The organism is Kitasatospora sp. NPDC097605, assembly GCF_040302725.1.
In the GTDB taxonomy this organism is placed as follows: Bacteria; Actinomycetota; Actinomycetes; order Streptomycetales; family Streptomycetaceae; genus Kitasatospora.
In genome coordinates this window covers 1-26,126 of record NZ_JBEOSF010000043.1, presented here as the reverse complement: position 1 = coordinate 26,126, position 26,126 = coordinate 1, and the positions used below count along the sequence as shown (strand labels likewise).

The window sequence follows — 26,126 nt, the reverse complement described above, 5'->3', positions numbered from 1 at the left end:
CCCCCCCGGCGGCACCGGCGTCCTCCAGTGGAACGGCTCCTCCTGGGCACAGATCGGCGGCCCAGCAAGGTGGCTCACCGCCTCCTGACCGCTTTCCCCCCGGCACCGGGGCGCCCCTACCCGGGCGGCACCACGCTCACACGGTCACCGCCACTGCCGACGGCGTGCTCCGCCCCGAACCGGCCTGCCGCCTCGGCACACTGTCCGCGATCACCACCTCGAAGCCCTCCGCCCCAACCCCCACCCCCGGGCGGCACCACAATCAGCGCCACCGGCGTGCCCCACCCCGAACCGGCCTGCCACCACCGCGACGCCGTCGACCACCTCGCCGCCTCGCCTGCGGTCCGACCTGCCCGAACGCCGCGCGCGGCGCTCCCGTAGATTCGGATCCGACTGACGGAACGTCCGATCGACGGGGGCCTGGATGGAGTGGCGGCGGAGCCGGGTGGGGATCTGCGCGGTCCGGCCCGCGCGGCGGTCCGCCGGTTACCATCGCCCCTATGCCCGCGCCATCACCGCACCGCCCCGAGCCACCCGAGCATCCGCTCGGCGCGGCTCGACGGAGGCCGCTGAGCCGTGATAGGCGCGAAACTCAGCCAGCAAGCCAGCAAGCCAGCAAGCCAGCAAGCCAGCAAGCCAGCAAGCCAGCAAGCCCCTGGCCCCTCGCCTCAGCACCCGGCCGGTGGACCCGGTGACGCCGCCCGACGCCCCGCGCGGCGTGCTGTTCGCCGTCCGATCGGCCGCCGCGCTGCACCGGCTGCTGGACCTGCTGCCCGTCTTCGAGGGCGACGCCCGGGTCCGCTGCCGCTTCACCCTCGTCCCCGGCTCCGCCTTCGACACCGACGCGCTGGCCGCCGTCGAGTCGTCCGGCGCGCGCTGCCTGTCCTGGCCGGAGGCACTGGCCGGCCGCCACGACCTGATCCTCACGGCCAGCCCCAAGGGTGAGCTGGCCGCGCTGCGCGGTCCCAAGGTGCTGCTGCCGCACGGCGCCGGGTTCAACAAGGCGCTCTCCGAGGAAGGTTCGCCGCACCTCCCGTCCGGCCTGGACCCGGCGTTCCTGCTCACCGCCGACGAGCGCCCGGTCGCCGACCTGCACGCCCTCGCCCACCCCGACCAGGTGGCCCGGCTCGCCGCACAGTGCCCGCCCGCCGGGGCGACGGCGCTGGTGGCGGGCGATCCGACGCTCGACCGGATCCTCGCCTCGCTGGACCGGCGCGAGGCGTTCCGGTCAGCGCTCGGCACGGGGCCGCGCCGACTGGTCGTGCTCTCCTCCACCTGGGGTCCGGAGTCGCTGCTCGCCCGGCACCCGGACCTCCCCGCCCGGCTCGCCGGCCGACTCCCGCACGACGCCTACCAGTTGGCGCTGGTCGTGCACCCCAACGAGTACAGCCGGACCGGCTCCTTCGACCTCGCCCGGCGACTGCGGCCGGCCCTGGACGCCGGGCTGGTACTGGCCGGGCCGTACGAGGAGTGGGCGGCGCTGGTGGTGGCCGGCGACACGGTGGTCACCGACCACGGCTCGACGGCGCTCTACGCGGCGGCGCTCGACCGGCCCGTGGTGGCGGTCTGCGACGGCGGCGCCGAGCTGGTCCCGGGCAGCCCGATGGACCGGCTGCTCGCCGCCGCGCCCCGGCTCGACCCGTCCGGCGACGACGCGGCGGCCGTCCTCGCCGCGCAGCCAGCCACGGCGGGCACCCGCCGGTTCGCCGAGGCGGCGTTCGCCCTCCCCGGGCAGGCCCTGGCGACGCTCGGCCCGGAGCTGTACAAGCTGCTCGGCCTGGCCCCGCCGCCGTGGCCGGCCCAGCCGCGTCCACTGGCCTCCCCGCCCGCCGCGCCCCGCACCCCGGCCGCCTTCGCCGTCCGGGCCCGGTCGGGACGGGCCGCCGACGGCACCGTCGTCGTCGACATCGACCGCCTGCCGCCATGGACGGACCTGCCGTACCACCACCTGGCCGCCGAGTACGGCCGCGCCGACATCCGCGAGACCCAGAGCGCGGCGCTGCTCTACCGCCGGGCGGACAGCATCCCGCCGTCGGACGCCGCCCGCCACCACGAGTACCGCACGGCCGCCGACTGGACCGCCGAGGCCCTCGCCGACCACCCGGGCTGCCGCACCGCCGCCGTCATCCTCTCCCCCACCCACTGCCTGGTCCGCCGCCCCGACGGCGAGCCGTTCACCCTCCGGATCGCCCCCCACCGAACCCCCGGCCGCGTCCGCTACACCGACCCCGCCGCCGCCCTCTCCGCCCTCCACACCGCCCTCAGCGGCCTCGCCCACCCCCACCCCTCAACCCTCACCCTCCGAATCGACGGAACCCCCCACCCCCTCCACCTCACCCCACCCACCCCCACCGACCTCCACCACCTCCTCTGAACAGCCCCACCACCATCTACGCGCATAGAATCCCCGGCTGGCCAACCGCGCACGGATCCAAAAGTCGGACCCGCCGACTTCCCACTCCACACCCTCCCCTGCTGCACCGCGCACCACCTCGCCGACGGCACCCAGAACCCAACTCCGTCAACCTTCCACGCCCCCGCGCACGGTTCTATGCGCATAGACCCCACGCGCACACTGCGAGCGGATCCAAAAGTCGGACCCGCCGACTTCCTACTCCACCCTTGCTTCCCGCCATCGCCCCTCAGGCCGGCCGGATTGAAAAGGCGACCCCGCCGACTTCCCATGCTCCCCCCGGCGCGCCTCTACGCACATAGAGGCCCGGGCGCACCGCGCACGGGCCCAAGAGTGAGACCCGCCGACTTCCTGCTCCAGTCCGCCAGCCCTCCGCAGCCGGCCAGATTGAAAAGTCGACCCCGCCGACTTCCCACGCCAACCAGGGGATTCTACGCGCATAGAAGCCCCTGCTGCGCCGTGAGCAGATCCAGAAGTCGGACCCGCCGACTTCCCGCTCCCGCGCCCGCCAGCATCGCTCTATGCGCATAGATGCGCCCGGGCGGATCGCGGACAGGATTGAGAAGTCGGATCCGCCGACTTTCTGCTCCGCACCACGCCCCGCCACCCCTCGCAGACGGGATTCGAGGGTCGACTCCGCGTGCCGGCGAATCTATCTACGCGCATAGACTAGTGCTGGCGGGTCGCGGGCGGGATTGGAAAGTCGGACCCGCCGACTTCCTGCTCCAGTCCGCCAGCCCTCCCCAGCCGGCCAGATTGAGAAGTCGACCTCGCCGACTTCCCACGCCAACCAGGGGCTTCTACGCGCATAGAAACCCCTCTGCGCCGTGAGCAGATCCAGAAGTCGAACCCGCCGACTTCCCGCTCCCGCGCCCGCCAGTATCGCTCTATGCACATAGATGCGCCCGGGCGGATTGCGGACAGGATTGAGAAGTCGGATCCGCCGACTTTCTGCTCCGCACCACGCCCCGCCATCCCTCGCAGACGGGATTCGAGGGTCGACCCCGCGTGCCAGCGAATCTATCTACGCGCACAGACTGGTGCTGGCGGATCGCGGGCGGGATTGGAAAGTCGGACCCGCCGACCTTCTGCTCCCGTCGGTCGCTGCCCGCGCCGTCATGCGAGCGGGGTGGCCCCGCTCCCGCCGGACTGCCGCAGTGTCTCGGCGGCTGTGCGGTAGGTGGTCGCCGCTTCGGTGTCGCCCGTCTCCTCGCTGAGTGCGGCCAGGGCCTCCAGGACTCGCAGCTCGTCCCCCGGCGAGTGGCGTGTGCGGGCTGCGGTGAGGGCGGCCTCGTACAGGGGGGCGGCTTCTGCGGGGCGGCCGGCTGCGCGGAGGGCGGTGGCGAGCTCGAAGCCGGTGCGGGCGGTCATCCGGTCCCGGCCCAGGGTGTCCGCCGCCGCGTGCGCCTCGCTCAACAGCTCGACGGCTCGCGGCAGTTCCCCCAGGGCGACGGCGGCGCGGCCGAGCAGGTAGGTCTGCAGCATCACGCCGTACGCGTTGCCGATGGCCCGGTGTTCCTCGCGGGCTGCCTCGAAGTCCGGGACGGCCGCCGCCCAGTCGCCGCGCACGGAGGCGAGCTTGCCGCGGAACTCGACGGCGGAGGCCCGGAGCTTGCGCTCCCCGGGCGAGTCCCCGAGCAGCCGGGCGCCGTTGACGGCCAGCCGCAGCTCCTCGGCGGCCTCCTCGTAGCGGCCCTGTTCCCAGAGCGGGCGGGCGAGTTGGCAGCGCATCCGGACGGTGGCGGCGAGCCGTTCGGAGCGGACCGCGGCGGCGACGCCCCGCCCGAAGGCGTCGATGACGTCGGCGTAGTGCCGGTGGTCGAGGAAGTGCGTCCAGAGCGCCTCGCAGAGCGCCACCGCCTCCTCGTCGAGCCCGTCCTCGGCGGCGAGCCGGACGCAGCCGTAGAGGGCGAGCCGTTCGTCCTCCAGCCAGCGCAGGGCGGTGCCGGTGTCGGGGAAGGGGAGGTCCGGCACCTCGGCGGGGGCGGGCGCCTCGGCGGCGGGGGCGGAGACGGTCAGCCGGGGACCGGCGGCGACCAGGTCGGCGCGGCCGGCCTGCCGCCGGTACCAGCGCACCAGCCGAACCCGCGCAGCCGCAGCGTCCTCGCCGCCGTCCGCCGCCGCGCGCGCCCGGCGCAGGGCGTGGCCGCGCAGCAGGGCGTGCATGCCGAGGCCGTCGGGGCGCCGCTCCAGCAGCCCGGCGGTGTCGAGTTCGTCCAGCGCGTCGGCGGCCCGGTCGGGGTCGGTGCCGAGCAGCGCGGCGGCCGCGTGGTCGCCGACCACGGGCGCGGGGTGGTGCGGCAGCAGCCGGTAGAGCCGGGCCGCGACGGGGCCGAGGCTCGCGTACGCCGCGTCCCAGACGGCCTCGACCACGGGCAGTCCCTCCCGGTCCAGTTCGGCGGTCAGGTCCGCCAGGAGCCGCCGCAGTTCGCGGCGCCGGTGGCGGCGGATCCAGCGCCCGGCGACGGAGAGCGCGGCGGGCAGGCCGGCGCAGCGGCGGGCGAGTTCGGCGGCGGCCTCGGGATCGGCGGCGAACCGGGGGTCCGCGACGATCCGGCGCAGCAGGTTGACGGCGTCCTCGGGGCCGAGCGGGCCGAGCGGCAGGTCGACGAGGCGGACACCGTCGAGGTCGTACAGCGGCCCGTGGCTGGCCACGATGACGACGCCGGCGGCGGAGGCGGGCAGCAGCGGGCGCAGTTCGGCGCCGCTGCGGGCGTTGTCGACCACGACGACCAGCCGCCGCCGCTGGGTGGCGGTCCAGTACTGGCGGGCGCGGGCGCGGAGTTCCGGCTCGGGCCGGGCCTCCGGGTCGAGCGCGCGCAGCAGGTCGCCGAGGGCGTCGGCGGTCTCCACGGCGCCGTCGCGCCGCAGATCGTCCAGGTCGACGTGCAGGGCACCGTCCGGGCAGTGGTCGAGCAGGGCGCGGGCGAGCTCGAAGCCCAGCGCGGTCTTGCCGACCCCGCCCATCCCGCTGAGCGCGACGACCAGCGGCCCGCCGCCGTCCCCCGGTCCCTCGGCGACGGCGGCCAGCACCCTGGCGCGTTCGTCGGCGCGGTCCTCGAAGTGCGCGAGCGCCGGGGGCAGCTGGCACGGTACGGCGGCCACCCGCGGGGCCGCCTCGTGCACGTGCAGTTCCCCGACGGACCCGGCCTGCACGATGGCGCCGGCCCGCACCGGTCCCTCCACCTTGTTCCACGTCTCTTCGGCCACCCGTCAACTCTAGGGCCTGTCCCGGCGATCGCGCCGGATCGCACGCGGAGCAGCGGCGGAAGCGGTTGACGCCCCTTCATAACAGGTCTATACCAGTGAGCACCTCGCGGCGGCCCGGCCCCCCGCGGGTGCCGTCGGCCCGGCGCGCCGCCCCCACGATCGGCGCGGGTGGGCCGTACTCCGCCGTTTCCTGGAGAGGTCGATCCCGATGGAACGTGCCATTCCCCCACACGCGCAGGAACGCCCGCCCCGCCGACGCGCCGCCGCGGTGGCCGGGGTGCTCGGCCTGCTGGCCGGCGGACTCGTGGCGGTCGCCGCCAACGCGACCACCACCACCCCGGCCGTCACCACCGCCACCGGCGGCATCGGAAGCAACTGGTACGCCTCCGCGCCGTACCTGATGCCCGAGGACAACAGCCCGCCGGACGTCGCCACGGTGATGGACGCCACCGGCCAGAAGGCCTTCCAGCTCGCGTTCATCCTGGACAAGGGCGGCTGCGTGCCGGCCTGGGGCGGGACGTCCCCGATCGACACCGACACCACCATGCCCGCCGTGATCCGGACCGTCCGCGCCAGGGGCGGCGACGTCTCGGTCTCCATCGGCGGCTACGGCGGCACCAAGCTGGGCCAGACCTGCGGCACCCCGGAGGCGACCGCGGCGGGGTACCAGAAGGTCGTCGACAGGTACCAGGTGAAGGCGCTCGACTTCGACCTGGAGGAGCCGGAGTACGAGAACACGGCCGCGATCCGCAACGAGATCGGCGCGGCCCGGATCCTCCAGCGCGACAACCCGGGGCTGTACATCTCGGTCACCACGGCCGGCACCGCCGCCGGCACCGGGTGGTTCGGCCGGCAGATGCTCAACGAGGCCAAGGCGCAGGGCTTCACGCCCGACAACTTCTCCATCATGCCGTTCGACGGCGGCTTCAACGGCGCGGCGGCACAGACCTCCGCGCTGGTGAACTTCAACCAGATCCTGCGCACCACCTTCGGCTGGTCGGAGGCGGAGGCCTACGCCCACGAGGGCGTCTCGCAGATGAACGGCCGCACCGACGTCGCCGAGTACTTCCGGCAGGCGGACTTCCAGGCGGTGCTGGACTTCGCGCTGGCGCACAGGATGGCCCGCTACACCTTCTGGTCGGTCAACCGGGACCGGCAGTGCCCGGGCCCGGTCGACCCGGGGCTGTCCGGCTCCTGCTCCAGCGTGGCGCAGAACGACTGGGACTTCACCAGGTTCACGGTGCGCTTCGCCGGCGCGACGCCACCCACCACGCCGCCCACCACCCCGCCGACGACCCCGCCCAGCACCCCGCCGACCAGCCCGGGCACCTGCGTGGACCCGCCGTGGAGCGCCGGCACGGTGTACGTCGGCGGCGCCAAGGTGTCGTACCAGGGCCACGAGTACCACGCCAAGTGGTGGACCCTGAACGAGAATCCAACCGCGAGCGGCCCGTGGGGCGTCTGGGCGGACGACGGCCCCTGCTGAACCACCCGACCGGCGTCCGACGGACGTCCCGGGGCGCGGTCGCCCGGGCCGCGGCGATCGCGGCCCGGGCACGCGGCCGTCACTCCGCGAGGCGCTCGCGCAGGTCGGTGAGGATCGCCGCCGCCTCGTCCAGCCCGAGCGCCCGGCAACGCTTGACCGCGCCGGCCAGCCGCTCCCGGGCCGCCTCGACCCGGCCGAGGTCGGTGCCCTCGATCAGCGCGGCCAGCCGGACGGCCTCGGCGCGCGGGGTCTCGGCCTGCTCGCCGCCCTCCTCGTAGCCGGCGATCGCCCGCTCGGCCTCGGCCAGCGCCTCCTCGTACCGGCCGGCCACCGCGTGGACCCGGGCCCGCTCGTAGTGGACGGCGGCGCGCGGGTACCACGTCTCGGCCCCGGGGTCCTCGCGCTCCAGGCCCTCACGCACGGCGTCCGCCTCGGCCAGCCGGGCGAGCGCCGACTCGACGCCGTCCGGGCCCTCCTTCTGCGCGGTGAGCCGGGCGAACTGCCGCAGCATCGCGGACACCGGGCCGGCCTGCGGCCACTGCTCGTGCGCGGCGAGCGCCCGGGCGCGGGCGGCGTGCGCGGCCTCCCAGCGGTCGGCGTGGATCAGCGCGACGGCCGCCTCCGCCGCGACCATGGTGCGCAGGTGGAGGTCCTCGGTCCAGCCCTCCAGGACGGCCGCGAGCCGCAGGTACTCCTCGGCGGCGTCGCGGTCCTCGTCCAGCGTGAACAGGCCGCGCGCGAGGTCGAGCCGGGCCTGGGCCAGCACCCGCTCGTCCAGGCCGCCGGACGCCCCGTCGGCCAGGACCGACTCCAGGACGGCCACCGCGTCGGCGGTCCGGTCGGCGTTGGTCAGCAGGTCGGCGAGCTGCAGCCGGGTGCGGGCCGCGTCCTCGGCGGCCGCCGGGCCCTTGCGGTCGAACCGGGCGGCGGCCTCGGAGAGCGAGCGGATCGCGGCGCCGGTGTCCCCGAGGTGGGCGCTGGCGTGCCCGGCCATCAGATAGGTGGCGGCGAAGGGGTACGAGTCGTCGGCCCAGCGGGCGGCCGCCGCCAGGGCGCGGTGCAGCACCTCGACGGCCTCGGCCTGCTCGTCGTTCTGCAGCAGCGCCTGCCCCAGCAGGCCGTACGCCCGCGGGGTGTGCCACGGCTGTCCGGCCCGCTCCAACTCGGCGATGACGATCCGCAGTTCCGCCACGGCCTCGGCGTTGCGGCCCTGCCGGGCGGCGGCGTCGGCGGCGTACTGGCGGGCGACGGACAGCCGGCGCGCGGAGCCCCGCTCGGCGGCCGCCTCGCGGTAGGCGGTGACGGTGGCGGCGAAGCGCGCGCTCTGCTCGGCGGGCGGCTCGGGCAGCGCGCGCATCAGCTCCTGGTGGGCGGCGTAGGCGCGGCACTGGAGGACGACGAGGTAGTCGTCGTCCGAGATGCCCGGCGTGCCGCCGGCGGCCGCGGTGGCGGCCAACTGCTCGGCGCGGGCCAGCGCGGCGTCCAGGGCCGGCCAGTCGATGACCGGCGCGGTGGCCTCGACCGGCTCGCCGTTCTCGTCCTCCTCGTCGTCCCGGACGAGTTCGGCGACCAGCGCCCTGGTCCGGGCCGCCAGCGCGCGGCCGGCCAGCCCCTCCCGCTTGTACAGCCCGCCGGCGGCCAGCAGTTCGGCGGCGCCCTCCTCCCAGCGGCCACCGTCCAGCGCCTCGTGCGCGCGCCGCTCGGTGAGTTCGGCGCGCAGCTGCCCGAGCGGCCCGGCGTCCGGGCCCAGCAGCGCCTCCAGGCCGCCCTCCCCGGCTCCGGCCCCGGCACCGTCCCCGGCCTCGGCGGCGGCGACCCGCTCGCCGATCCGCTTCCAGAGCCGGTCCGCGTCCGGGTGGCCGACCAGCTGCAGCTCACGGGCGCGCAGCAGCAGGGCGGTGAAGTCCTCGGGCTCCGGCTCGGCCTCCCGGACCGGCACCGCCGGGACGACCGGCACGGCGGCCAGCTCCGGCGCGGACGCGGCCCGCACACCGAGCGCGAGCGGCTCGGCCAGCAGCGGCCGGCGGGCGAGCCGGTCGCGGCGGCGGCCGCTCACCGCGGTGGTGCCGTTGCGGGCGTCGAAGCGGGCGGCGAGCGCGTCCGCCTCGGTGCGCAGGTGGGCGAGCAGGGTGTCGACGGTCCAGCTCGCGCCGGGCGGGCCGCTGACGGTGAGCCCGCCGTGCCCGCCCCTGGCAAGGCCGGCGATCAGGACCTCGACGCCGGTGAGGAAGTTGAGCAGGCTGTCCGGGTCGCCGGTGACGCCGAACAGGTCGCGGTTCTCGGCGAGCAGCTCCAAGCCGCGCGGCTCGTTGCCGGACAGCGCGCAGAACTCGATGTGCAGGCCGACCGAGCGCGCCAGCCCGCTCTTGCCGCGGGCGAAGCGGTAACCGACCAGGTGACTGGAGCGGGCCTCGTCCAGCCGGCCCTGGCGCAGCATCGGCAGCAGCGCCTGGGCGTGGCTGACGTAGGGCTCCTCGGCGCAGGTGGCCTCGCCGCTGAGCACCGGCCGCCAGATGTCCAGCGCGGTCGCGTCGTCGCCCTGGCGCAGGTGGTGGACGGCGCGGGAGCGGATCTCGCAGGCGTGGCAGTCGCTCATCTCGGTGCGCGGCCGCCCGGACCACAGCTCGTAGGCGTCCTGCACGTCCTCGCCGATGTGCGCGGCGAGGTGGAAACGCTGGGCGTAGTACGGCTGGAGGCCGTGCCCGGCGGCGCGGTAGCGGCTGCGCATCTCCTCGTGCCAGCGGCGGATCGCGGCGAGCGGCACGTCGGGGGTGCCGAGCAGCGAGGTGGCGACCCACTTGAAGCGCCAGAACACCTGCTGGCGCGCCCACTCGCCGAACTCGTCCGGGTCGGTGTCCCAGAGCTTGAGGACGCGGGCGAAGACGACCGGGGCCTTGCTCCGCTCGCCGTCGTACTCGTAGGCCTCCATCAGTTCCAGGAGGGCCATGGCGCGGACCGCGGTGTCGTCGAACTGCTCGGCGGCGTCGACGAGTTCCTCGGCGGTGACGGTCCGCTGGCGCCCGTAGGGGCGGGCGTCGTTCTCGCGCAGCGCGGTCATCACCGCGTCGATGCTGGTCAGCATCACGCCTCCCCGGAACCGAGGTCGCCGGTGTCACCGGAACGACCCGCAGCGCCGGACGCCGCCTCGTGCCCGAGCATCGCGTGGTCCAGCAGGCTGATGAACGAGCGATTGAGCAGCGCGCTCTCGCTGGAGGTGAGCGGCCGGCGGGTGAGCAGCACGGCCTGCCCGTAGAGCGTCTCCACGGCGGTGACGGCGAGTTCGCGGTCACCGATCGAGGCCGCCCGCCGGACCAGCGGGTTGAGGTGGTTGAGGACGAGCTGGGCGCGCGGCACCTCGGCGCGCAGCGAGCCGAGGATGTCCGCCCACAGCCCGTCGGCCTCGTCGGCGAGTTGGGCGCGGGTGCGCTCGTGCCGGGCCTCCCGGTTGTCGAGCAGCAGGGCGGGCGCGCTGGTCGGGTGGAAGCTGCGCAGGGCGACGTCGCAGTCGAAGCGGCCGACCACCTCGCGAGCGGTGGCGAGGAAGGCCGAGGCGGCGAGTTCGGCGGCCGGGTCGACGGTGTCGAGGTGCGCGGTGACGGTGCTCGGGTCGAGGTCGGCCACGGAGGTGCCGGGGCGGATCTCGGGCAGCCGGTGCACCAGGTCGCGGTCGTAGGTGTAGCCGCCGTTGACGACGCCCAGCCCGGCGGCGCCGGCGATCGGGGCGACCTGGCGGAACTCCTCGACGGTACGGGTGACCAGCACCACCGGGTGGGTGCGGGCGAACTCGTCCAGGGTGACATTGCCGTCGGTGGTCTCGAACGGCAGCCAGGGCAGCAGCATCCGCAGCAACTCGTCGTCGTAGCGGGCGAGTTCCTTGACGGCCAGGTGGTGCACCGAGATGAAGCGGTGGAGCAGCGCCGGGTCGCTGGCGGACAGGCCGGTGAGCCAGTCGCGGATCCGGGCGCCGAGCGCGTCACGGACGGCGGCGAGCGTCTCGTCGGCGTACAGGCCCTCGCGGCTGGCGGTGGGGCGCAGGCCGTCGGTGTCGACCACGCAGCGGACGAAGAACGCCCAGTCGGGCAGGAGTTCGTCGGCGTGGTCGGAGAGCAGCATGCCCTTGAGGTGCACCCGGTGGCCGGCCCGGCGGGAGGGCGGGACGGCGTCGGGCAGGACGTAGGCGACGCCACGCAGGCCGACCAGCGGCAGGTCCAGCTCGATGGTGTCCAGCGGGGTGAAGTCGAAGGTGGAGCGGCAGTAGGCGGCCAGCGCTTCGCGGCGGGCCAGCGGGGAGCCGTGCTGCGCGGCCCACGGCGGGGTGTGGTTGACCCGGGTGGCGTCGCCGCGGCCGTCGATCACGGTGACCTCGTGGCGCAGCAGGCTGCCGAAGTCCCGGGCGAGGGTCAGCACGCGGTCGGCGCGGGTCCACTCGGCGGCGTCGGAGCGGGGTGCGAGGCGCACGGTGGTGCCGGGCTCGGGCTTGGCCTCGGTGGGCAGGGTGCGGATGGTGTAGCGGCCGTCGGAGCCGCCGCGCCACTCGATGACGGGGGCGTCGGGGGTGGCGGCGGAGCGGGTGACGACGGTGATCTCGTCGGCGACCACGAAGCAGGCGAGCAGGCCGATGCCGAACTGGCCGATGAAGTCGCCGCGGGCGCGGGCGAGTCCGTCGCCGTCGAGCCGGCCGTCGGCGTCCCGCTTGGAGCTGCGGCCGATGGTGGCGAGGAAGGTGTGGACGTCCTGCTCGGTCAGGCCGATGCCGGTGTCGGTGATGCTCAGGTCGCCGTCGGCGCGGACGGTGATGGCGGCGGGCGCGGCCGGGTCGAGCGCCTGCCGGGCGGAGATCGCGTCGACCGCGTTCTGCAGGAGTTCGCGCAGGTAGACGCGCGGGCTGGAGTAGAGGTGGTGGGAGAGCAGGTCGACCAGGCCGCGCAGGTCGACCTGGAAGGTGTGCGCGCTCGTCGGGTTCTCGGATGGGGACACCGGTGGCTCTTTCGATCGCAAGGGGTGGGGTCGGGCTTCGGTGGCCGGCGGGGCGGGACGTCCCGGGCGGCCGGTCGGCGCGTGCTGTCGCCGGGGTGCGGGCGGGCTCCCCGCCGCCGGCTCAGCGCGGGGCGCAGCGGTCGCGGTGGATCCGGAAGTTCTCCGCCTCGTCGCCGCCCAGGTAGTACCAGGGCCACTCGGTGACGACGTCGTCGAGGGTGGCGAACACCGCGTGCGCCAGCTCGCGTTCGTCGGCGAGCGAGAGGACCATCGCGAAGGTGTTGTGGGTGGCCCGCCAGTCGCGCCGGCGCCGGTAGGCCGGGTGCAGCACGGAGCGCAGGGCCGCCTCGCGCAGCGAGGAGCGCACGGCGGGGCCGGTCAGGTAGGCGTGGTCCTCGCCGTCCGGCAGGTCCAGCCAGTGCTCCAGGTGGGCGGCGGCGACCAGCTCGCCGAGCGGGCTGCCCTCCGGTGCGCCGAGCATCGCGGTGCGGGCGAAGGCGTGCATCTCCTCGTGGGAGCCGCCCCACTTGGAGCAGAGCTGCTGGAGGCGCTGCTGGTGGGAGGCCAGGTGCTCGGGGTCGCGGCGCAGCGCGGCCTCGAAGCGGGTGGTGGCGACGGTGCGGCCGAGCGAGGCACCGCGCGCGCCGACCTGGAGGAAGTACCAGGGGGCGAGCCGGCTGGGCTCGCGCTCGGCGGCCTCCAGCAGCTGCTCCTCGGCGGTCTCCAGGCGTTCGCCGAACAGCCGCCACTGCTCCTCGGTGACGTCCTTGGCGCGGGCGCCGGTGCGGGCGTCCCAGGCCCAGGAGATCTGCCGGGCGCCGGAGAGCAGCAGCGCGAGGGTGTCCTCGGGCTGCTCGGCGACGACCTTGGCGAGCCACTCCTCGGTGCCCTCGAGGTCGGAGATCCGGTTCATCAACCAGGTCAGCTCGCCCTGGTCGGGGACGGCGGCGAGGGCGGGGCGCAGCGCGGCCCAGTCGCCGGCCTCGGCGAGGGCGCGCAGCCGGCGCAGTTCCTCGTCGCCGTGCGAGAGGTCCAGTACGGGGGGCAGTGGACGCGGCGGCTTCCGCCCGGCCAGGCGGCGGAAAAAGGACATGGTGCGGCCCCCCTGAGACCTCGTCGACCGGCGCGGCCGTCGGCATCGTTCGTATGGCCTCGGTGCGGCCAATCGGATGATGCACTGCATATCACGTGCCACCGACGTCCTGCTGACCAGCCCTGTTCCGGGAGACGCCGCCGGGGGCGCCACCACGCGACGGAGGCCCGCCCCTCATGGCCGGAACGCGGCAGGGCGCGCCCCCGGGAACGCGGCGGACCCGGCCCCGCCGCCGTGCGGCCGGGCCGGGTCCTCGCCGTTCGGCGACGCGGGGTCAGACCCGGTCGGCCGCGATCAGCAGGTACTGGAAGGAGCCGTCCTTGTAGGAGTTGATGAACGCCTCCTCGATGCCGGTCACCAGCGAGGGCACGGTGGCCCGCAGCTCCCAGTACGGGAGGGTGGCGGCGGTCAGGTCGACGACGGCGTTCGGGACGAGCCGGTTGTCGGCCATCGCGCGCAGGTACTCGCGGCGGGAGTGGATGTTGCACTCGAAGTGGGCGTTGATCTGCGAGACCCACTTCGACGGCTGGCCGTAGATCGGGTTCCAGCAGCCGGTGATGGTCACGTACCGGCCGCCGACCGACAGGATCCGGGAGTGCTCGGCGAACAGGTCGTTCAGGTCGACGTACATGCTGGACTCGTTGTTCCAGGAGGCCTGGACGGTGCCCTTGCCGAACGGCATGTCGAGCATGTTGCAGACCTGGGCGTGCACCGAGTCGTCGATGCCCAGCTCCTTGGCCCGGCGGTTGCCGAACTCGGCCTGCTTGGCCGACAGGGTGACGCCCTCGACCTTGCAGCCGAAGCGCTGGTGGGCCATCACCATGGAGCCGCCGCGCCCGCAGCCGGCGTCGACCAGGGTGTGCTCGGGGCGGATGTCGCCGAGGCTGTCGAGCAGCACGTCGGTCTGCGCGGACTCCAACCGGTGCAGCTCGGCGACGAGCTTCTTCTCGCGCTCGCTGTCGTCGGGGGCGCCGAGCGCCGCCTGGTCGACCTCGCCGATGCCGTAGTGGTGGTGGTACAGGCCGTCCACATCGCCGAGGCGCAGGTTCACCGGCCGGGCCTCGTGGTCCCAGTAGCGGGCGATGTCGCCCTGGTAGGGAGTGGCCGGCCCGGGGACGGCGGTGCGGTTCACAGGGGTGGTGTCGGTGACGGACACGGTTCAGCTCCTTGGTTACCAGAAATCGGGCAGGCTGTATCGGTAGGTATTGGTCTGGTGCCAGTAGTGGTTGCCGTCGACCCACGCGGCGACCCCGCGCAGGAAGCGCACCACCACCGGGACGGGCGTGGCGGCGGCCAGGGCCGCGGCCTCCGCCTCGAAGGCGTGCATCAGTTCGTTGTGCACCTCGACGGCCTTCAGGTAGCCCGCGCGGTCGTCGACGCCCTCGCGCTCGGAGATCACCACCGGCAGGTTGAGGTGCCGGCCCGGGCTCGCCAGCTCCTTGGTGTACGAGTACAGGTCGTTGACGATGGTGGTGGCGTTGGAGGCGAGCGCGATGACCCGCTGCATGGCGGGCCGGGCGTGCAGGTCGGCGGGCAGCTCGTAGCCGCCGACGGTGTCCGTGATGGTCGGGCAGGGGCGGAAGTTGTTGAACTGCCGCATCGCCAGGTACTCCCACACCTCCGGGACGTGGTGGTCGTCCTGGTCCCAGGCGGCCTCGGCGAGGTACCCGAGGTGCAGGCGCGCCATGTCGTGCCGGAACCGGTCCGCCTGGGAGTCGGTGGCGGCCCGGGTGAAGTGCTCCATCGCCGAGCGGTAGGCCCGCCGGGGCGCGTCCGAGCCCAGCGACTCCTGCCAGCCGCCCTGGTACTCGGCGGTGGTGTGCAGCGGGTCGAGGGCGGTGTGGGCGAGCAGCAGCCGGCTGCCGAGGCCGACCGGCGAGCCGCCGAGGTCCTCGCAGTAGCAGTCGTCCACGGCGTTCTCGGCGACCATCAGCCGGGTGGCGAGCATGACGTGGTCGACGCTCGGGGCGTCCGGGTGGCAGGCGACCATGTAGCGGCTCACCGAGAAGCCGTCGAACTGGTCCTCCCAGTCCGGCGGGTAGAGCTCGATCTCCTCGGCCCACAGCTTGATCCGGCGGTTCACCTCGGCGACCCGCTCCGCGTCCGGCTCGGCCACCGGGTGGAAGTAGAGACCGGGGACCGGGTCGCCGGACTTCGGCTTTCCCGACCCCCCTTCGACCACCGCGGCCGCCTCCTGACGGGGCGCCAGCTTCAGCGCCGCCGTCCCGAGCCCGCTCGGCCCGCGGAGCAGCTGCTCCAGGGCCGTCCCGCTCATGACCGCACCGCCGCGCGCCGGCCGGGGTGCGGATGCGGACGCGGGTGAGGATGCTGCTGCGACGCCTGCGGTGTCTCGCCGCTCGTGGCCACGGGCATGGGAGAACCTTCCTCTGTGAAGGGGGACACGCCTGACGGGCCGTCGGCCGTCGCCGTCGCCCCGGACAGAGGGGAACTCCGCATGCGGCGGCGGCCCCGTGTCGTCTGCTGCCCAACCGTAGGCGGGGCGGAACGATCTGGACCGCTTCGCATGATCCTGTGCACTCGAAAGGGTGAACGTTCACATCAGTCGCGTTTGAAATGACGCATCCGATGATCAGAATTGGTCGGCACCGACGACGAGGCGGCACCGCCGGGGTGGCGGGGCCGCCCGGCAAGGATCGTTCCGGTACCGACGGGCCGTCAGACCGCCCGGGGCGCAGCCGCTCTCAGCGGTGCTCCGGATTCTCGAAGTCGAACCGGCAGCCCGCCTCCCACTCCGAGCGCTGGTTCCCGTACGCCGGGATCCCGCCCGCGTCCTTGAGCATCCTGGCCAGGTGGAGCAGGTTCCAGGTCATGAAGGTCGCGTTGCGGTTGGTGAAGTCGTTCTCCGGCCCGCCCGAGCCGGCGTCCAGGTAGGACGGCCCCGGGCCCGCCTCGCCGACCCATCCCGCGTCGGCCTGCGGCGGGACGGTGTAGCCCAGGTGCTGGAGGCTGTAGAGCACGTTCATCGCGCAGTGCTTGGCGCCGTCCTCGTTCCCGGTGATCAGGCACCCGCCGACCCGCCCGTAATACGCGTACTGCCCGCGCTCGTTGAGGATCGACGAGCACGAGTAGAGCCGCTCGACCACCTGCTTCATCACCGAGGAGTTGTCCCCCAGCCAGACCGGCCCCGCCAGCACCAGGACGTCGGCGGCCATCACCCGGCTGTAGAGGACGGGCCACTCGTCGGTCTCCCAGCCGTGCTCGGTCATGTCCGGCCAGACCCCGGTGGCGATGTCGTGGTCCACCGCGCGGATCACGTCGACCCGCACGCCCTGGCGCTCCATGATCCCGGTGCTGACGTCGATGAGGCCCTGGGTGTGGCTCCGCTCGGGCGAGCGCTTGAGCGTGCAGTTGATCACCAGGGCGCTCAGATCGGCGTACCGGGCAGGGGGCGAGGAGGACATCGTCGGCCTTTCGCGGCTCCGTCGGGGCTGGTCACCCACCAGTCCACCGTGCCCCGTTCGCCCCCGCCCGCCGGGCTGCGCCAACCGGAGTCGCCTCAGCCCTCCCCGTCCGGCTGCTCCAGCGGCGGCAGCACGGGGGTCACCAGCATCTGCCCCGCCAGCGCCGTGCTCGCGGTGACCGCGGCGAGCGTCGACTCGTACATCGGCCGGATGTTGCGCTGGTGCCAGAGCGTCTGGGTGGTCGCCCAGGCGGCGTCGCGGGCCCGGGCGATCGAGAAGCTGGACACGATGTGCTTCAGCGGCTCGGCCTGCGCGGTCGCGACCCTGATGATCTGCGCCTCGAACGACGCCCGCACCTCCGCCTCCACCTGCGCGAGCAATTCGTTCACCTTCAGGTAGTCGGCGTGCACCGGCGGCGTGTCGGGCGTGGTCCGCCGCTCGATGCAGGTCTCGACGACGGCCGGCGCCAGATCGTGGTTGATGTGCGCGTTCATCCCCGCGAAGGCGAACTGGACCGGCCACACCTTCCGGTGGCTGCGCGCGTCGACCAGCGGCTTCCACGCCGCGTTCACCGGACGCCCCGCCTCCCCGGCCTCCACCGCGTCGAAGTACAGGTTCGCGAACACCACGTCGAGCCGCTCGATGAACGCCTGGTCCTGGAAGTACCCCGCCGTGAGCCGCTCCCCGACCAGCTCCGTCACCGTCAGGTACATCCGGTTGAAGCAGGCGACCCCGTCCCGCGGGTCCAGCCGCTTCCTGATCGCCCGCATCCGCTCGATGGCCTCGTCGACACTCTGCGCGGGCTTGGCGGCTGACCGGGTCATGGGGCTGGTCCCTTCCGTCGGTGTGCTCCGGCTGTCACCTATACACACCGCCGCCTCCCCGCATCCCCCGATCCGGGAAGCACCTCGCCACCCATCACCCGTTCCGGCGAGTCCCCCCGCCGCGGCGCCGCGGTCAGGCGGACGGCGTGCCCGGGCCGGCCGTGAGGCCCCGGAGGGTGGCGGTGAGGATGCGGGTGAGGCGGGGTTCGAGGTCGATGACGGCGTGGGCGAGGCGGGGGTCGGCGCGGTAGAGGGCGGCGACCTCCGGGCCGGGGTTGGCGATCTGCCACATCGCGCCGGCCAGGGCGACGGCGGTGGCGAAGAGGTCGGTGACGTCCTGGCCGGTCAGGGCCGGCAGCCGGGCGCGGACGGCGGCGGTCACCGGCTCGCGGGCGGCGAGGGTGGCGAGCTTGAAGTCGCGGACCGCGTCGAGGGAGACATTGCGTTCGAGGTTGAGCGGGGCGTGGGCGAGCAGGTCGCAGAAGGGCCCGCGGGCGGCGAGGGTGGCGGCGAAGGCCCGGGCCACGGCGGCCGGGCCCAGGTCGGGGGTGTCGCGCAGCCGTGCGGTCAGCGCGCGCGACCACTCGTCCCAGCCCTCCGCGGTCAGCCGCAGGAAGATCTCCTCGCGCGTCTCGAAGTAGCGCAGCAGCGCCGACTTGTGCATGCCGACGGCGGCGGCGATGTCCGTCAGGGTGACGTCCCTGATGCCGCGCTCGCGGCCGAGCGCCCGGGCCGCCTCCAGGATCGCCGCCTCGCGCTGCCGCTTGGCCTGGGGGGAACGCGCGCGCTGGAACTCCGATGCCGTCACCCCGCCATCGTAGCGCAACGCCGTTGCACTATTAGCGCAACGGTGTTTTACTAACGGCATGGACAAGACCTGGTTCATCACCGGAAGCTCCCGCGGTTTCGGCCACACCCTCACCCGCGCGGCCCTGGAGGCCGGCGACAGGGTCGCCGCGACCGCCCGCCGCCCCGAGCAGCTGGCCGACCTCGTCGAGGAGTTCGGCGACCGGATCCGCCCGATCGCGCTCGACGTCACCGACCCGGCGGCCGCCCGGGCCGCGCTCGCCGAGGCGCGGGCGCGGTTCGGCCGGATCGACGTGCTGGTGAACAACGCCGGCTACGCCAACGTCTCGCCGATCGAGACCACCGAGGACGCCGACTTCCGCGCGCAGTTCGAGACCAACTTCTGGGGCGTCTACAACGTCACCAAGGCCGCGCTCCCGCTGCTGCGCGAGCAGCGCGGCGGGCTGGTCGTGCAGTTCTCCTCCGTCGGCGGACGGGTCGGCGGCTCCCCCGGGATCGCGTCCTACCAGGCGGCCAAGTTCGCCATCGACGGATTCAGCCGCGTGCTGCGCGCCGAGACCGCCCCGTTCGGCGTCAAGGTGCTGGTGGTCGAGCCCAGCGGGTTCCGCACCGACTGGGCCGGCTCCTCGATGACCGTCCACGGCGTCCCGGCGGACTACGAGGCGACCGTCGGCGCCACCAACACCCGGCTGCGGCAGGGCGAGGCCGGCGGCGCCGGCGACCCCGCCCGCGCCGCCGCGATCCTGGTGCGGATGGCCGCACGCCGTGACATCCCCGACCACCTGCCGCTCGGGGTCAACGCGGTCGAGTACTCCCTCGCCCACGGCCGCCGACTGCTGGCGGAGGACACCAGGTGGCGCGAGGTCTCCCGTTCGGCCGACTTCGCCGAGGCCTACCCCGTGCCCTTCCCGCCCGACTCCGCGCACTGATCCGCGACGGGCACGGAAGGGCCCCGGGCCGGGGAGCGGTGTGCTCCCCGGCCCGGGGCCTTCGTCCGGGTGCGGCGGCCGCTACGGCTTCGTGGCGACGGAGACGTAGTCGACGCGCATCGGGTGCCCGGGCTCGGTGGCCGGGGTGACGGCGCCGCCGAACGCGGCGGGCAGGTTGCCGCCGACGGCGACGTTGAGGATCAGGAACAGGCCGTGGTCGACGGCCCGGTCCCAGGTCGCGCGACCCAACTGCGCGGCGGTCACCCGGTGGTGCTCCCGGCCGTCGAGGTACCAGCGGACCTGCTCGGCGCCCGGCCGCAGGTCGACCTCGACCGCGTAGCGGTGGAAGCCGGTGCGGCACTCGGCGCCACAGGGCTGGTCGCCCGAGCCCAGACCGCGCGGCTCCTGGCAGGGGCCGCCGTCGAGGACGCCGCAGTGCATCGTGCCGAACACCGCGTCCCGGCCGTTGACCTGCTCCATGATGTCCAGCTCGCCGATGGCCGGCCAGCCGGTGTAACCGTTGCGCAGCTCGCCGCCGAGGGTCCAGAAGGCGGGCCAGTAGCCGGCCGCGGCCGGGCCGGTGACGTCGGGCAGGGCGATCCCGGCCTCGATCCGCAGCACACCGCCGGGCGGCGGGGCGAAGTCGGCGCGGCGGGACTCGATCCGCCCGGACGACCACCGCCCGTCGGCGTCCCGGGTGGGCACGATCTCCAGCGCGCCCCGGCCGTCGAGCCGGACGTTGGCGGTGGAGTCGGTCATGGTCTCGATCTCACCCGTCCCCCACTGCGGGGCCGGGCATCCCGGGTAGCAGGTACCGAGGTCGTACTGCCAGTCGGCCTCGGACGGGCGGCTGCCGGCCGGGCCGTCGAAGTCGTCGCGCAGCAGCTGCGTCCAGCCGTCGACGGTGACCTGCGGTGCCGCCGCGGGCGCGGTCCTGGACGGCAGGGCGCCGGACTCCGTCAGCAGCCGCTCCAGGCGCGGCGTGAGGACGACGGCCGCGACATTGGTGAGGTGCGCGTCGTCGCGGTAGAGCAGGATCCGCTCCAGTACCGCCGGGCAACTGCGGCCGCTGCCGGGGCAGATGACGTCGTTCACCGACACGGTGCGCAGGCCCGGCATCCGGCCGGCCGCGATCGCGTCGGCGAGCGGGTCCGCCCAGAGCGCCTTGTCGCGCGGGAACTCGCAGGCCGCCGGGTCGTCGGTGTGGCCCGACACGCAGGCCGGCACGTCCGTCCCCGGGATCGGGGTGTCGCGCAGATAGACGATCGGGACGCCGAGCTCACGCAGCGGGGCGAGGGTCTTCTCCCAGCCCTGGAGCAGCAGTTCGCGGTCGTCGGTGTACCGGTTGAGGGTGGAGACCACGATCAGGCGGGGCTTGGGGCCCTCCTTCAGCCGGGTCAGCGCGTTCGCCCGCCAGGTGTCGCACTCGCGGTAGGTGCGGCCCAACTGCGGGTTGACCACCGTGAGTTCCGGCAGCGGGCAGCCCTGCTTGACCAACTCCTCCAGTTCCCAGCGCCGTTCGGCGGCGATCGCGAGCAGCGCGGAGAACCACTGGCCGGCGTGCGAGTCGCCGAGCAGCACGATCCGGTCCGGGCTGCCGACCACGCCGAAGCGGCAGTCGGGGCTGGTGGTGGCGGTCGGGGCGACCTCGCACTCGCCGTCCGGCGGGAAGTCCTTGCGGGCCTGGACGGCGTCCGGCACCACCGCGGGACCGCCCTTGGCGACGGCCGCCGTGCGCACCAGCAGCGAGGTGCCGTCGGACGAGCCGGGCGGCAGCCCCTGGAGGTCGACCGGCGCGGCCGGGCCGAGCAGCCGCAGCGTGCCGGTACCGACGACCAGTGCCAGCACCACCGGGATGACCACCGAGGCGAGGCCCAACGACAGGCCGCGGCGCGGGAGTTCGGAGAGGGTACGGCTGTGCCGCAGCGGCCGCTCGACCCATCGCATCACGGCGGCGGCGGGCAGCGCGGCGGCCGCGGTGAGCGCCACCTTCACCGGCCAGTCCAGCGGGCCGAACTTCGCGCCCACGAGCACCAGCACCGGCCAGTGCCACAGGTACAGGTTGTAGGAGAGCCGGCCGATCGCACGCGGCGCGCGCAGTCCGAGCACCCGGTCCACGCCGAGGCCGGAGGCACCGGCCGCGCCGGCCCCGTCCCGCCCGGGCGTGCCGGCCAGGATCACGGCGGCCGTACCGAGGGTGGGGACGAGCGCCGCCCAGCCCGGGTACGGCGTGGTGGTGTCGTACGCCAGCACGCAGCCCACGACGGCCGCCGCCCCGCCCCAGCCGACCAGCACGCGCAGCACCCGCGGGCCGCGCAGCAGGTGCCAGGGCAGCAGGGCCAGCAGCGCGCCGACCCCGAACTGCCAGACCCGGGACGGCGTCCCGAGGTAGGCGAGCGAGACGGAGTCCTGCGTCCAGTACAGCGAGAGCGCGAAGGAGCCGGCGGTCAGCACGGCGGCGAGCGCGGCCACGACCGGCCGCACCGCCCGCCCCCGCCCGTCCGGACGGCCGCGCCGCACCAGCCGCAGCACCAGGAGGACGGTCAGCGCCAGCAGCGGGCCCCAGACCAGGTAGAACTGCTCCTCGACGGCCAGCGACCAGAAGTGCAGCAGCGGGCTCTCGTCCCGGCCGGCGGCCAGGTAGTCGGTCTGCTGGGCGACGAAGCGCCAGTTGCCGACGGAGAACGCCGCCGCCAGCACGTCGTACTCCAGATCGGCGCGCCGCAGCGGCACGGTCAGCCAGGCGCCGAACAGGGCCACCGCGCCGAGCACGATCGCCGCCGAGGGCAGCAGCCGGCGGGCCCGGCGGGAGAAGAACTCGCCGAGCCGGATCCGGCCGGTGGTGACGGCCTCGCGCAGCAGCAGGCCGGTGATCAGGTAGCCGGAGATGACGAGGAAGACGTCCACCCCGACGAATCCGCCGGCCAGGCCGGGGACGGCGGCGTGGAACGCGAGGACGGCGAGCACGGCGACCGCGCGCAGGCCCTCGATGTCGGGACGGAAGCCGGCCGAGCGGGGCGCCGGGCCCGGGGCATCGGAACCCCGGGAGGCGGCGCGGTCCCGTGGACCGGGAATGGTGAAGGCGGCCGGCCGCAGCTCGGGGACGGCCGGCGATGACGGTATCGGTGACGGTGACGCTGCCGGTATGGGTGACGGCGGCGGTACCGGGGAAGGCGACATGGAAGGCGACGACCTTTCAGCCCAGCCAGGGCAGCATCGGGCGGACCCAGCCGGAGGCGAGCAGAGCGGTGAGCACGAGCGTGGCGGTGGCGGCCAGGCCCTCGGGCCAGCGCCGCGGCAGCATGCCGGGCCGGGGCGCCTTCGGCCCGGCGGCGGCTGCGTCGGCACGGGCGGTGCCGCGCACCTCGACGAGGAGGTCGCGCACCAGCGGCAGGCCGATCTGCGCCTGCACCGCGAGGTAGAGGCCGAGGCCCCAGTTGGGCGCCCAGCCGTACTCGGCGACGGCGAGCGCGAGGCCGAGGGCGCCGGCGCCGAGCGAGGCGCAGAGCCAGGCCAGCGAGAGCAGCACCACCTTGCGGGCCATCCCGCCGGAGCGGGACTTGCCGCGGGCCGCCGCCGCGCCGGCCGGGCCGGTCGCGCCCACCGTGCCGGCCGCACCGGTCGGCACCCAGGCGGCGCTGCGCCCGCGCAGCGTGTGCCAGAACGCGACACCGGCGGCGACGCTCATCAGCACGTTGGAGCGGATCACCTCGATCCGCCAACGGGTCCGGCTGACCCGCGGCAGCAGCACGTGCCAGAGCCAGAGCGGCGCGAGCATCGGCAGCACGTGCCAGGGCCGGATCTGGTCCGGGTAGCCGAACATCATCACCAGCGGCGGCAGTGGCGCGACGAAGATGTTCACGGCGGCGGCCAGGTAGCCGACGATGCCCTCGTAGAAGCAGAGCCGCATCCGCCAGGGCGCGCCGATCCGCTTGAGCTCGGGCGAGCCCAGCAGGTGCAGGTTGCCCATCGCCCAGCGGTACTGCTGGTTGACGTACGCGGCGAGGTTGTCCGGCGAGGTGCCCTTGGCGACCAGCACCGGGACGTACAGCGTGCGGTACCCCTTGGCGTACAGCCCGAGGCCGGTGAAGAGGTCCTCGCTGTGGTCGAGCCGGGCGAAGCCGCCGGCCTCGTCGATCGCGGCCCGCCGGTAGACGGCGTTGCTGCCGCAGCAGATGGCGGCGTCACTGGCGTCGCGGGAGGGCTGGATCCAGCGGAAGAACCACTCCTGCGCGGCACCGGCGGCGCGCTCGATCCAGCTCATCGACTCGTCGGTGTCGAAGCACTGCGGGCTCTGCACGATGCCGATCCGCGGGTCCGCGAAGTACGGGACGAGATGACGCAGGAAGTCGGGCCGGGGCGCGAAGTCGGCGTCGAGGATCGCGATCAGCTCAGCACTGCTCAGGGTGAGCGCGTGGTTGAGGTTGCCGGCCTTCTTGAGGTGCCCCCGGTCGGGCCGCACCACGTACCGGTACCCGTGCGCGGCCGCCAGCTCGGCGACCTCGCTCCGGTCGGCGTCGTCGAGCACCCAGACCGTCAGCGCACCGGGCCAGTCCACCCTGGCGACCGCCCGGTAGGCGTTCTCCAGGACGTCCAGCGGCTCCCCGCAGGTCGGCAGGTACAGGTCGACGGTCGGCAGCTCCTCCGGCGCCCACGCGTGCACCAGCACCTCGTGGGACTGCCGGGTCAGCCGCCGCTGTCGCAGGCTGTTCACCGACGACAGCGCCAGCGCGACGACATTGAGCGCCAGGACGGCGAGGAACACCCACAGCGCCGGCGTCCGCAGCGCGAAGGTCAGCATCGTCCCGGCGGTGAACACGAACGCCGCCGAACTGGCGACGAGCACCCACCTCCGCTGCGGCCCGAAGTACCAGTACAACTCCTGGTCGTCGGGCGGCTGCGGCAGATGCGCAAGAGGATCGGAAGAGGAAGAAGAAAAAGAGGAAACAGGAGATACCTGTTGGACGGTCATATGGCCCCCACAGCCGTGTTTCTGACAGCTCCACGGGCCACACTACCCCATTGGTATAGACCATTAATCCAGCGTCCAGGCCCCGGACGACACCTCCCAGCCACCTCGCCCACCCTGGCAAAGCAGCAGGTCAAGCGGACGTGAACACTCCTCCAACAACCTGCCCGCCGGGCCCCCGCCGCACCGGCCGAACGGGCACGAAAACGCCCGTGGGGCGGCAACCGGAAACCGATTGCCGCCCCACGGGCGTCGTGCGAGATCTCGCGGATCAGACCGCCGCGATCGGGTACGTCGGGTACTCGACGCCCGAGACGTGCTGGACGACCCGGATGACCTGGCAGGAGTAGCCGAACTCGTTGTCGTACCACAGGTAGAGGATCGCGTTGTCGCCCTCGACCTTGGTGGCGCCGGCGTCGACGATGGACGCGTGGCGCGAGCCGATGAAGTCGTTCGAGACCGCGTCGGGGGCCGTGGTGAAGTCGATCTGGCGCTTCAGCGACGAGGTCAGCGAGACGTTGCGGAGGTAGTCGAGGACCTCCTCGCGGGTGGTCTCACGGGCCAGCTGGAGGTTCAGGATGGCGATCGAGACGTCCGGCACGGGCACGCGGATCGAGCTGCCGGTGATCTTCGCCTTGAGGTCCGGCAGAGCCTTGGCGACGGCCGAGGCGGCACCGGTCTCGGTGATCACCATGTTCAGCGGTGCCGAGCGGCCGCGGCGGTCGGCCTTGTGGTAGTTGTCCAGGAGGTTCTGGTCGTTGGTGAACGAGTGGACGGTCTCCACGTGGCCGCGGAGCACGCCGTACTCGTCCTCCATCGCCTTCAGCGGCGGGACGATCGCGTTGGTGGTGCAGGAGGCGCAGGAGATGACCTGCTCGTCCGGCTTGATGGTGTCGTGGTTGACGCCGTGCACGATGTTGGGCACGTCGCCCTTGCCCGGGGCCGTCAGGACGACCTTCTCGATGCCGGGGCGGAGGTGGTTCGACAGACCCTCGCGGTCCCGCCACTTGCCCGTGTTGTCGATCAGGATGGCGTCCCGGATGCCGTACGCCGTGTAGTCGACCTCGGAGGGGTCGTTGGCGTAGATCACCTTGATCTCGGTGCCGTTGGCGACGATCGTGTTGTTCGCCTCGTCGACGGTGATCGTGCCCTGGAACTGGCCGTGGATGGAATCGCGACGCAGCAGCGAGGCGCGCTTCACGATGTCCTGGTCGCCACCGCCACGGACGACGATGGCACGCAGGCGCAGGCCGTTGCCGGAGCCGGCCTTCTCGATCAGCAGGCGGGCGACCAGGCGGCCGATCCGGCCGAAGCCGTAGAGGACGACGTCACGCGGCGACTCGCGGCGCTCGATCTTGTTGGCACCCGTGGCGCCGGCGACGGCCTCGGCGGTGAACTGCTCCACCGAGAGGCCGCGGCTGTCGGCGCGGTAGGTGGCGGCGAGCATGCCGAGGTCGATCTGGGAAGGGCCGAGATCCAGCGTGGTCAGCGCCTGCAGGAAGGGCAGCGTCTCGGTGACCGAGAGCTCCTCACCGGCGATCTGGCGGGCGAACCGGTGGGTCTTCAGGATGCTGACCACCGACTTGTTCACCAGGGAACGGCTGTACAGCAGGACGGTGACGTCCCGCTCCCGGTGCAGTCGGCCGATGATCGGGATCATCGACTCCGCGATCTCCTCGCGGTTCTTCCAGTCCGTGAACACGTCGTCGTTGACAGTCACAAGTCCATCTTTCGAGCTAGGAGGGTGTTCACATGCTAACTGGGCCCCACCCCCCGAACCGAAACGGTCCCGCCCGATCGCGCATGACAAGAATCACATGTCACTGGCGCCGGCGTGTCCGACAAGCCAAGGTGCGGACACGCAAATAGGCCCCCATCCGAAGGGATGGGGGCCTATTTGTGAATGATTGTTCGGCGGCGTCCTACTCTCCCACAGGGTCCCCCCTGCAGTACCATCGGCGCTGTGAGGCTTAGCTTCCGGGTTCGGAATGTAACC

General features: G+C 73.7%; 14 protein-coding genes, 1 rRNA gene and 1 pseudogene. 3 read left to right on the top strand and 13 right to left on the bottom strand.

Annotated elements, in window-relative coordinates:
• The first annotated feature begins 682 nt into the window (after positions 1–682).
• Positions 683–2,374, top strand: coding sequence for a translation initiation factor 2 (locus ABTX81_RS33225; protein ID WP_350553434.1), 1,692 nt, complete (start codon positions 683–685; stop codon positions 2,372–2,374).
• Between the two features lie 1,155 nt (positions 2,375–3,529).
• Here the strand turns inward: ABTX81_RS33225 and ABTX81_RS33220 are convergent.
• Positions 3,530–5,623 carry a tetratricopeptide repeat protein gene (locus tag ABTX81_RS33220; RefSeq protein WP_350553432.1) on the bottom strand — a complete coding sequence of 698 codons (2,094 nt, stop codon included), beginning with the start codon at positions 5,621–5,623 and terminating at the stop codon, positions 3,530–3,532.
• Between the two features lie 208 nt (positions 5,624–5,831).
• On the opposite strand from ABTX81_RS33220, the gene ABTX81_RS33215 reads away from it, so the two are divergent.
• Positions 5,832–7,109, top strand: coding sequence for a chitinase (locus tag ABTX81_RS33215; RefSeq protein ID WP_350553430.1), 1,278 nt, complete (start codon positions 5,832–5,834; stop codon positions 7,107–7,109).
• A gap of 79 nt (positions 7,110–7,188) precedes the next feature.
• On the opposite strand, the gene ABTX81_RS33210 is transcribed toward ABTX81_RS33215, so the two are convergent.
• The 8 genes and pseudogenes from ABTX81_RS33210 to ABTX81_RS33175 all read right to left on the bottom strand — a co-directional run bounded on the left by ABTX81_RS33210 (position 7,189) and on the right by ABTX81_RS33175 (position 18,233).
• Positions 7,189–10,191, bottom strand: coding sequence for a hypothetical protein (locus ABTX81_RS33210; protein WP_350553428.1), 3,003 nt, complete (start codon positions 10,189–10,191; stop codon positions 7,189–7,191).
• On the bottom strand, positions 10,191–12,086 hold the full coding sequence (locus ABTX81_RS33205; protein WP_350553426.1) for an HSP90 family protein: 1,896 nt from the start codon (positions 12,084–12,086) through the stop codon (positions 10,191–10,193). The genes ABTX81_RS33210 and ABTX81_RS33205 overlap by 1 nt, the downstream gene beginning before the upstream one ends.
• Positions 12,087–12,207: 121 nt before the next feature.
• Positions 12,208–13,179, bottom strand: coding sequence for a tetratricopeptide repeat protein (locus ABTX81_RS33200; protein ID WP_350553424.1), 972 nt, complete (start codon positions 13,177–13,179; stop codon positions 12,208–12,210).
• A 274-nt stretch (positions 13,180–13,453) separates the two neighbouring features.
• On the bottom strand, positions 13,454–14,335 hold the full coding sequence (locus ABTX81_RS33195; protein WP_350553422.1) for a geranyl diphosphate 2-C-methyltransferase: 882 nt from the start codon (positions 14,333–14,335) through the stop codon (positions 13,454–13,456).
• A gap of 15 nt (positions 14,336–14,350) precedes the next feature.
• A pseudogene (locus ABTX81_RS33190) lies at positions 14,351–15,552 on the bottom strand (family 2 encapsulin nanocompartment cargo protein terpene cyclase).
• A 329-nt stretch (positions 15,553–15,881) separates the two neighbouring features.
• Positions 15,882–16,601 carry a flavodoxin family protein gene (locus tag ABTX81_RS33185; RefSeq protein WP_350553420.1) on the bottom strand — a complete coding sequence of 240 codons (720 nt, stop codon included), beginning with the start codon at positions 16,599–16,601 and terminating at the stop codon, positions 15,882–15,884.
• A gap of 95 nt (positions 16,602–16,696) precedes the next feature.
• Positions 16,697–17,425, bottom strand: coding sequence for a DUF5995 family protein (locus ABTX81_RS33180; RefSeq protein WP_350553418.1), 729 nt, complete (start codon positions 17,423–17,425; stop codon positions 16,697–16,699).
• A gap of 133 nt (positions 17,426–17,558) precedes the next feature.
• Complete coding sequence (locus tag ABTX81_RS33175; RefSeq protein WP_350553416.1) at positions 17,559–18,233, bottom strand: TetR/AcrR family transcriptional regulator; 675 nt, start codon at positions 18,231–18,233, stop codon at positions 17,559–17,561.
• A 58-nt stretch (positions 18,234–18,291) separates the two neighbouring features.
• Here ABTX81_RS33175 and ABTX81_RS33170 point away from each other — a divergent pair, with 58 nt between their 5' ends.
• Positions 18,292–19,161: an SDR family NAD(P)-dependent oxidoreductase gene (locus tag ABTX81_RS33170; protein WP_350553414.1), complete on the top strand. Its 870-nt coding sequence runs from the start codon at positions 18,292–18,294 to the stop codon at positions 19,159–19,161.
• Between the two features lie 81 nt (positions 19,162–19,242).
• On the opposite strand, the gene ABTX81_RS33165 is transcribed toward ABTX81_RS33170, so the two are convergent.
• The 4 genes from ABTX81_RS33165 to rrf all read right to left on the bottom strand — a co-directional run.
• Positions 19,243–22,341 (bottom strand): acyltransferase family protein, encoded by a 3,099-nt coding sequence (locus tag ABTX81_RS33165; RefSeq protein WP_502892912.1) that lies wholly within the window; start codon positions 22,339–22,341, stop codon positions 19,243–19,245.
• 16 nt (positions 22,342–22,357) lie between these two features.
• On the bottom strand, positions 22,358–24,067 hold the full coding sequence (locus ABTX81_RS33160) for a glycosyltransferase family 2 protein (protein WP_502892914.1): 1,710 nt from the start codon (positions 24,065–24,067) through the stop codon (positions 22,358–22,360).
• Between the two features lie 334 nt (positions 24,068–24,401).
• Complete coding sequence (locus tag ABTX81_RS33155; protein WP_350553409.1) at positions 24,402–25,850, bottom strand: glyceraldehyde-3-phosphate dehydrogenase; 1,449 nt, start codon at positions 25,848–25,850, stop codon at positions 24,402–24,404.
• A 189-nt stretch (positions 25,851–26,039) separates the two neighbouring features.
• A 5S ribosomal RNA gene (gene rrf, locus ABTX81_RS33150) occupies positions 26,040–26,126 on the bottom strand; the annotation flags it as partial.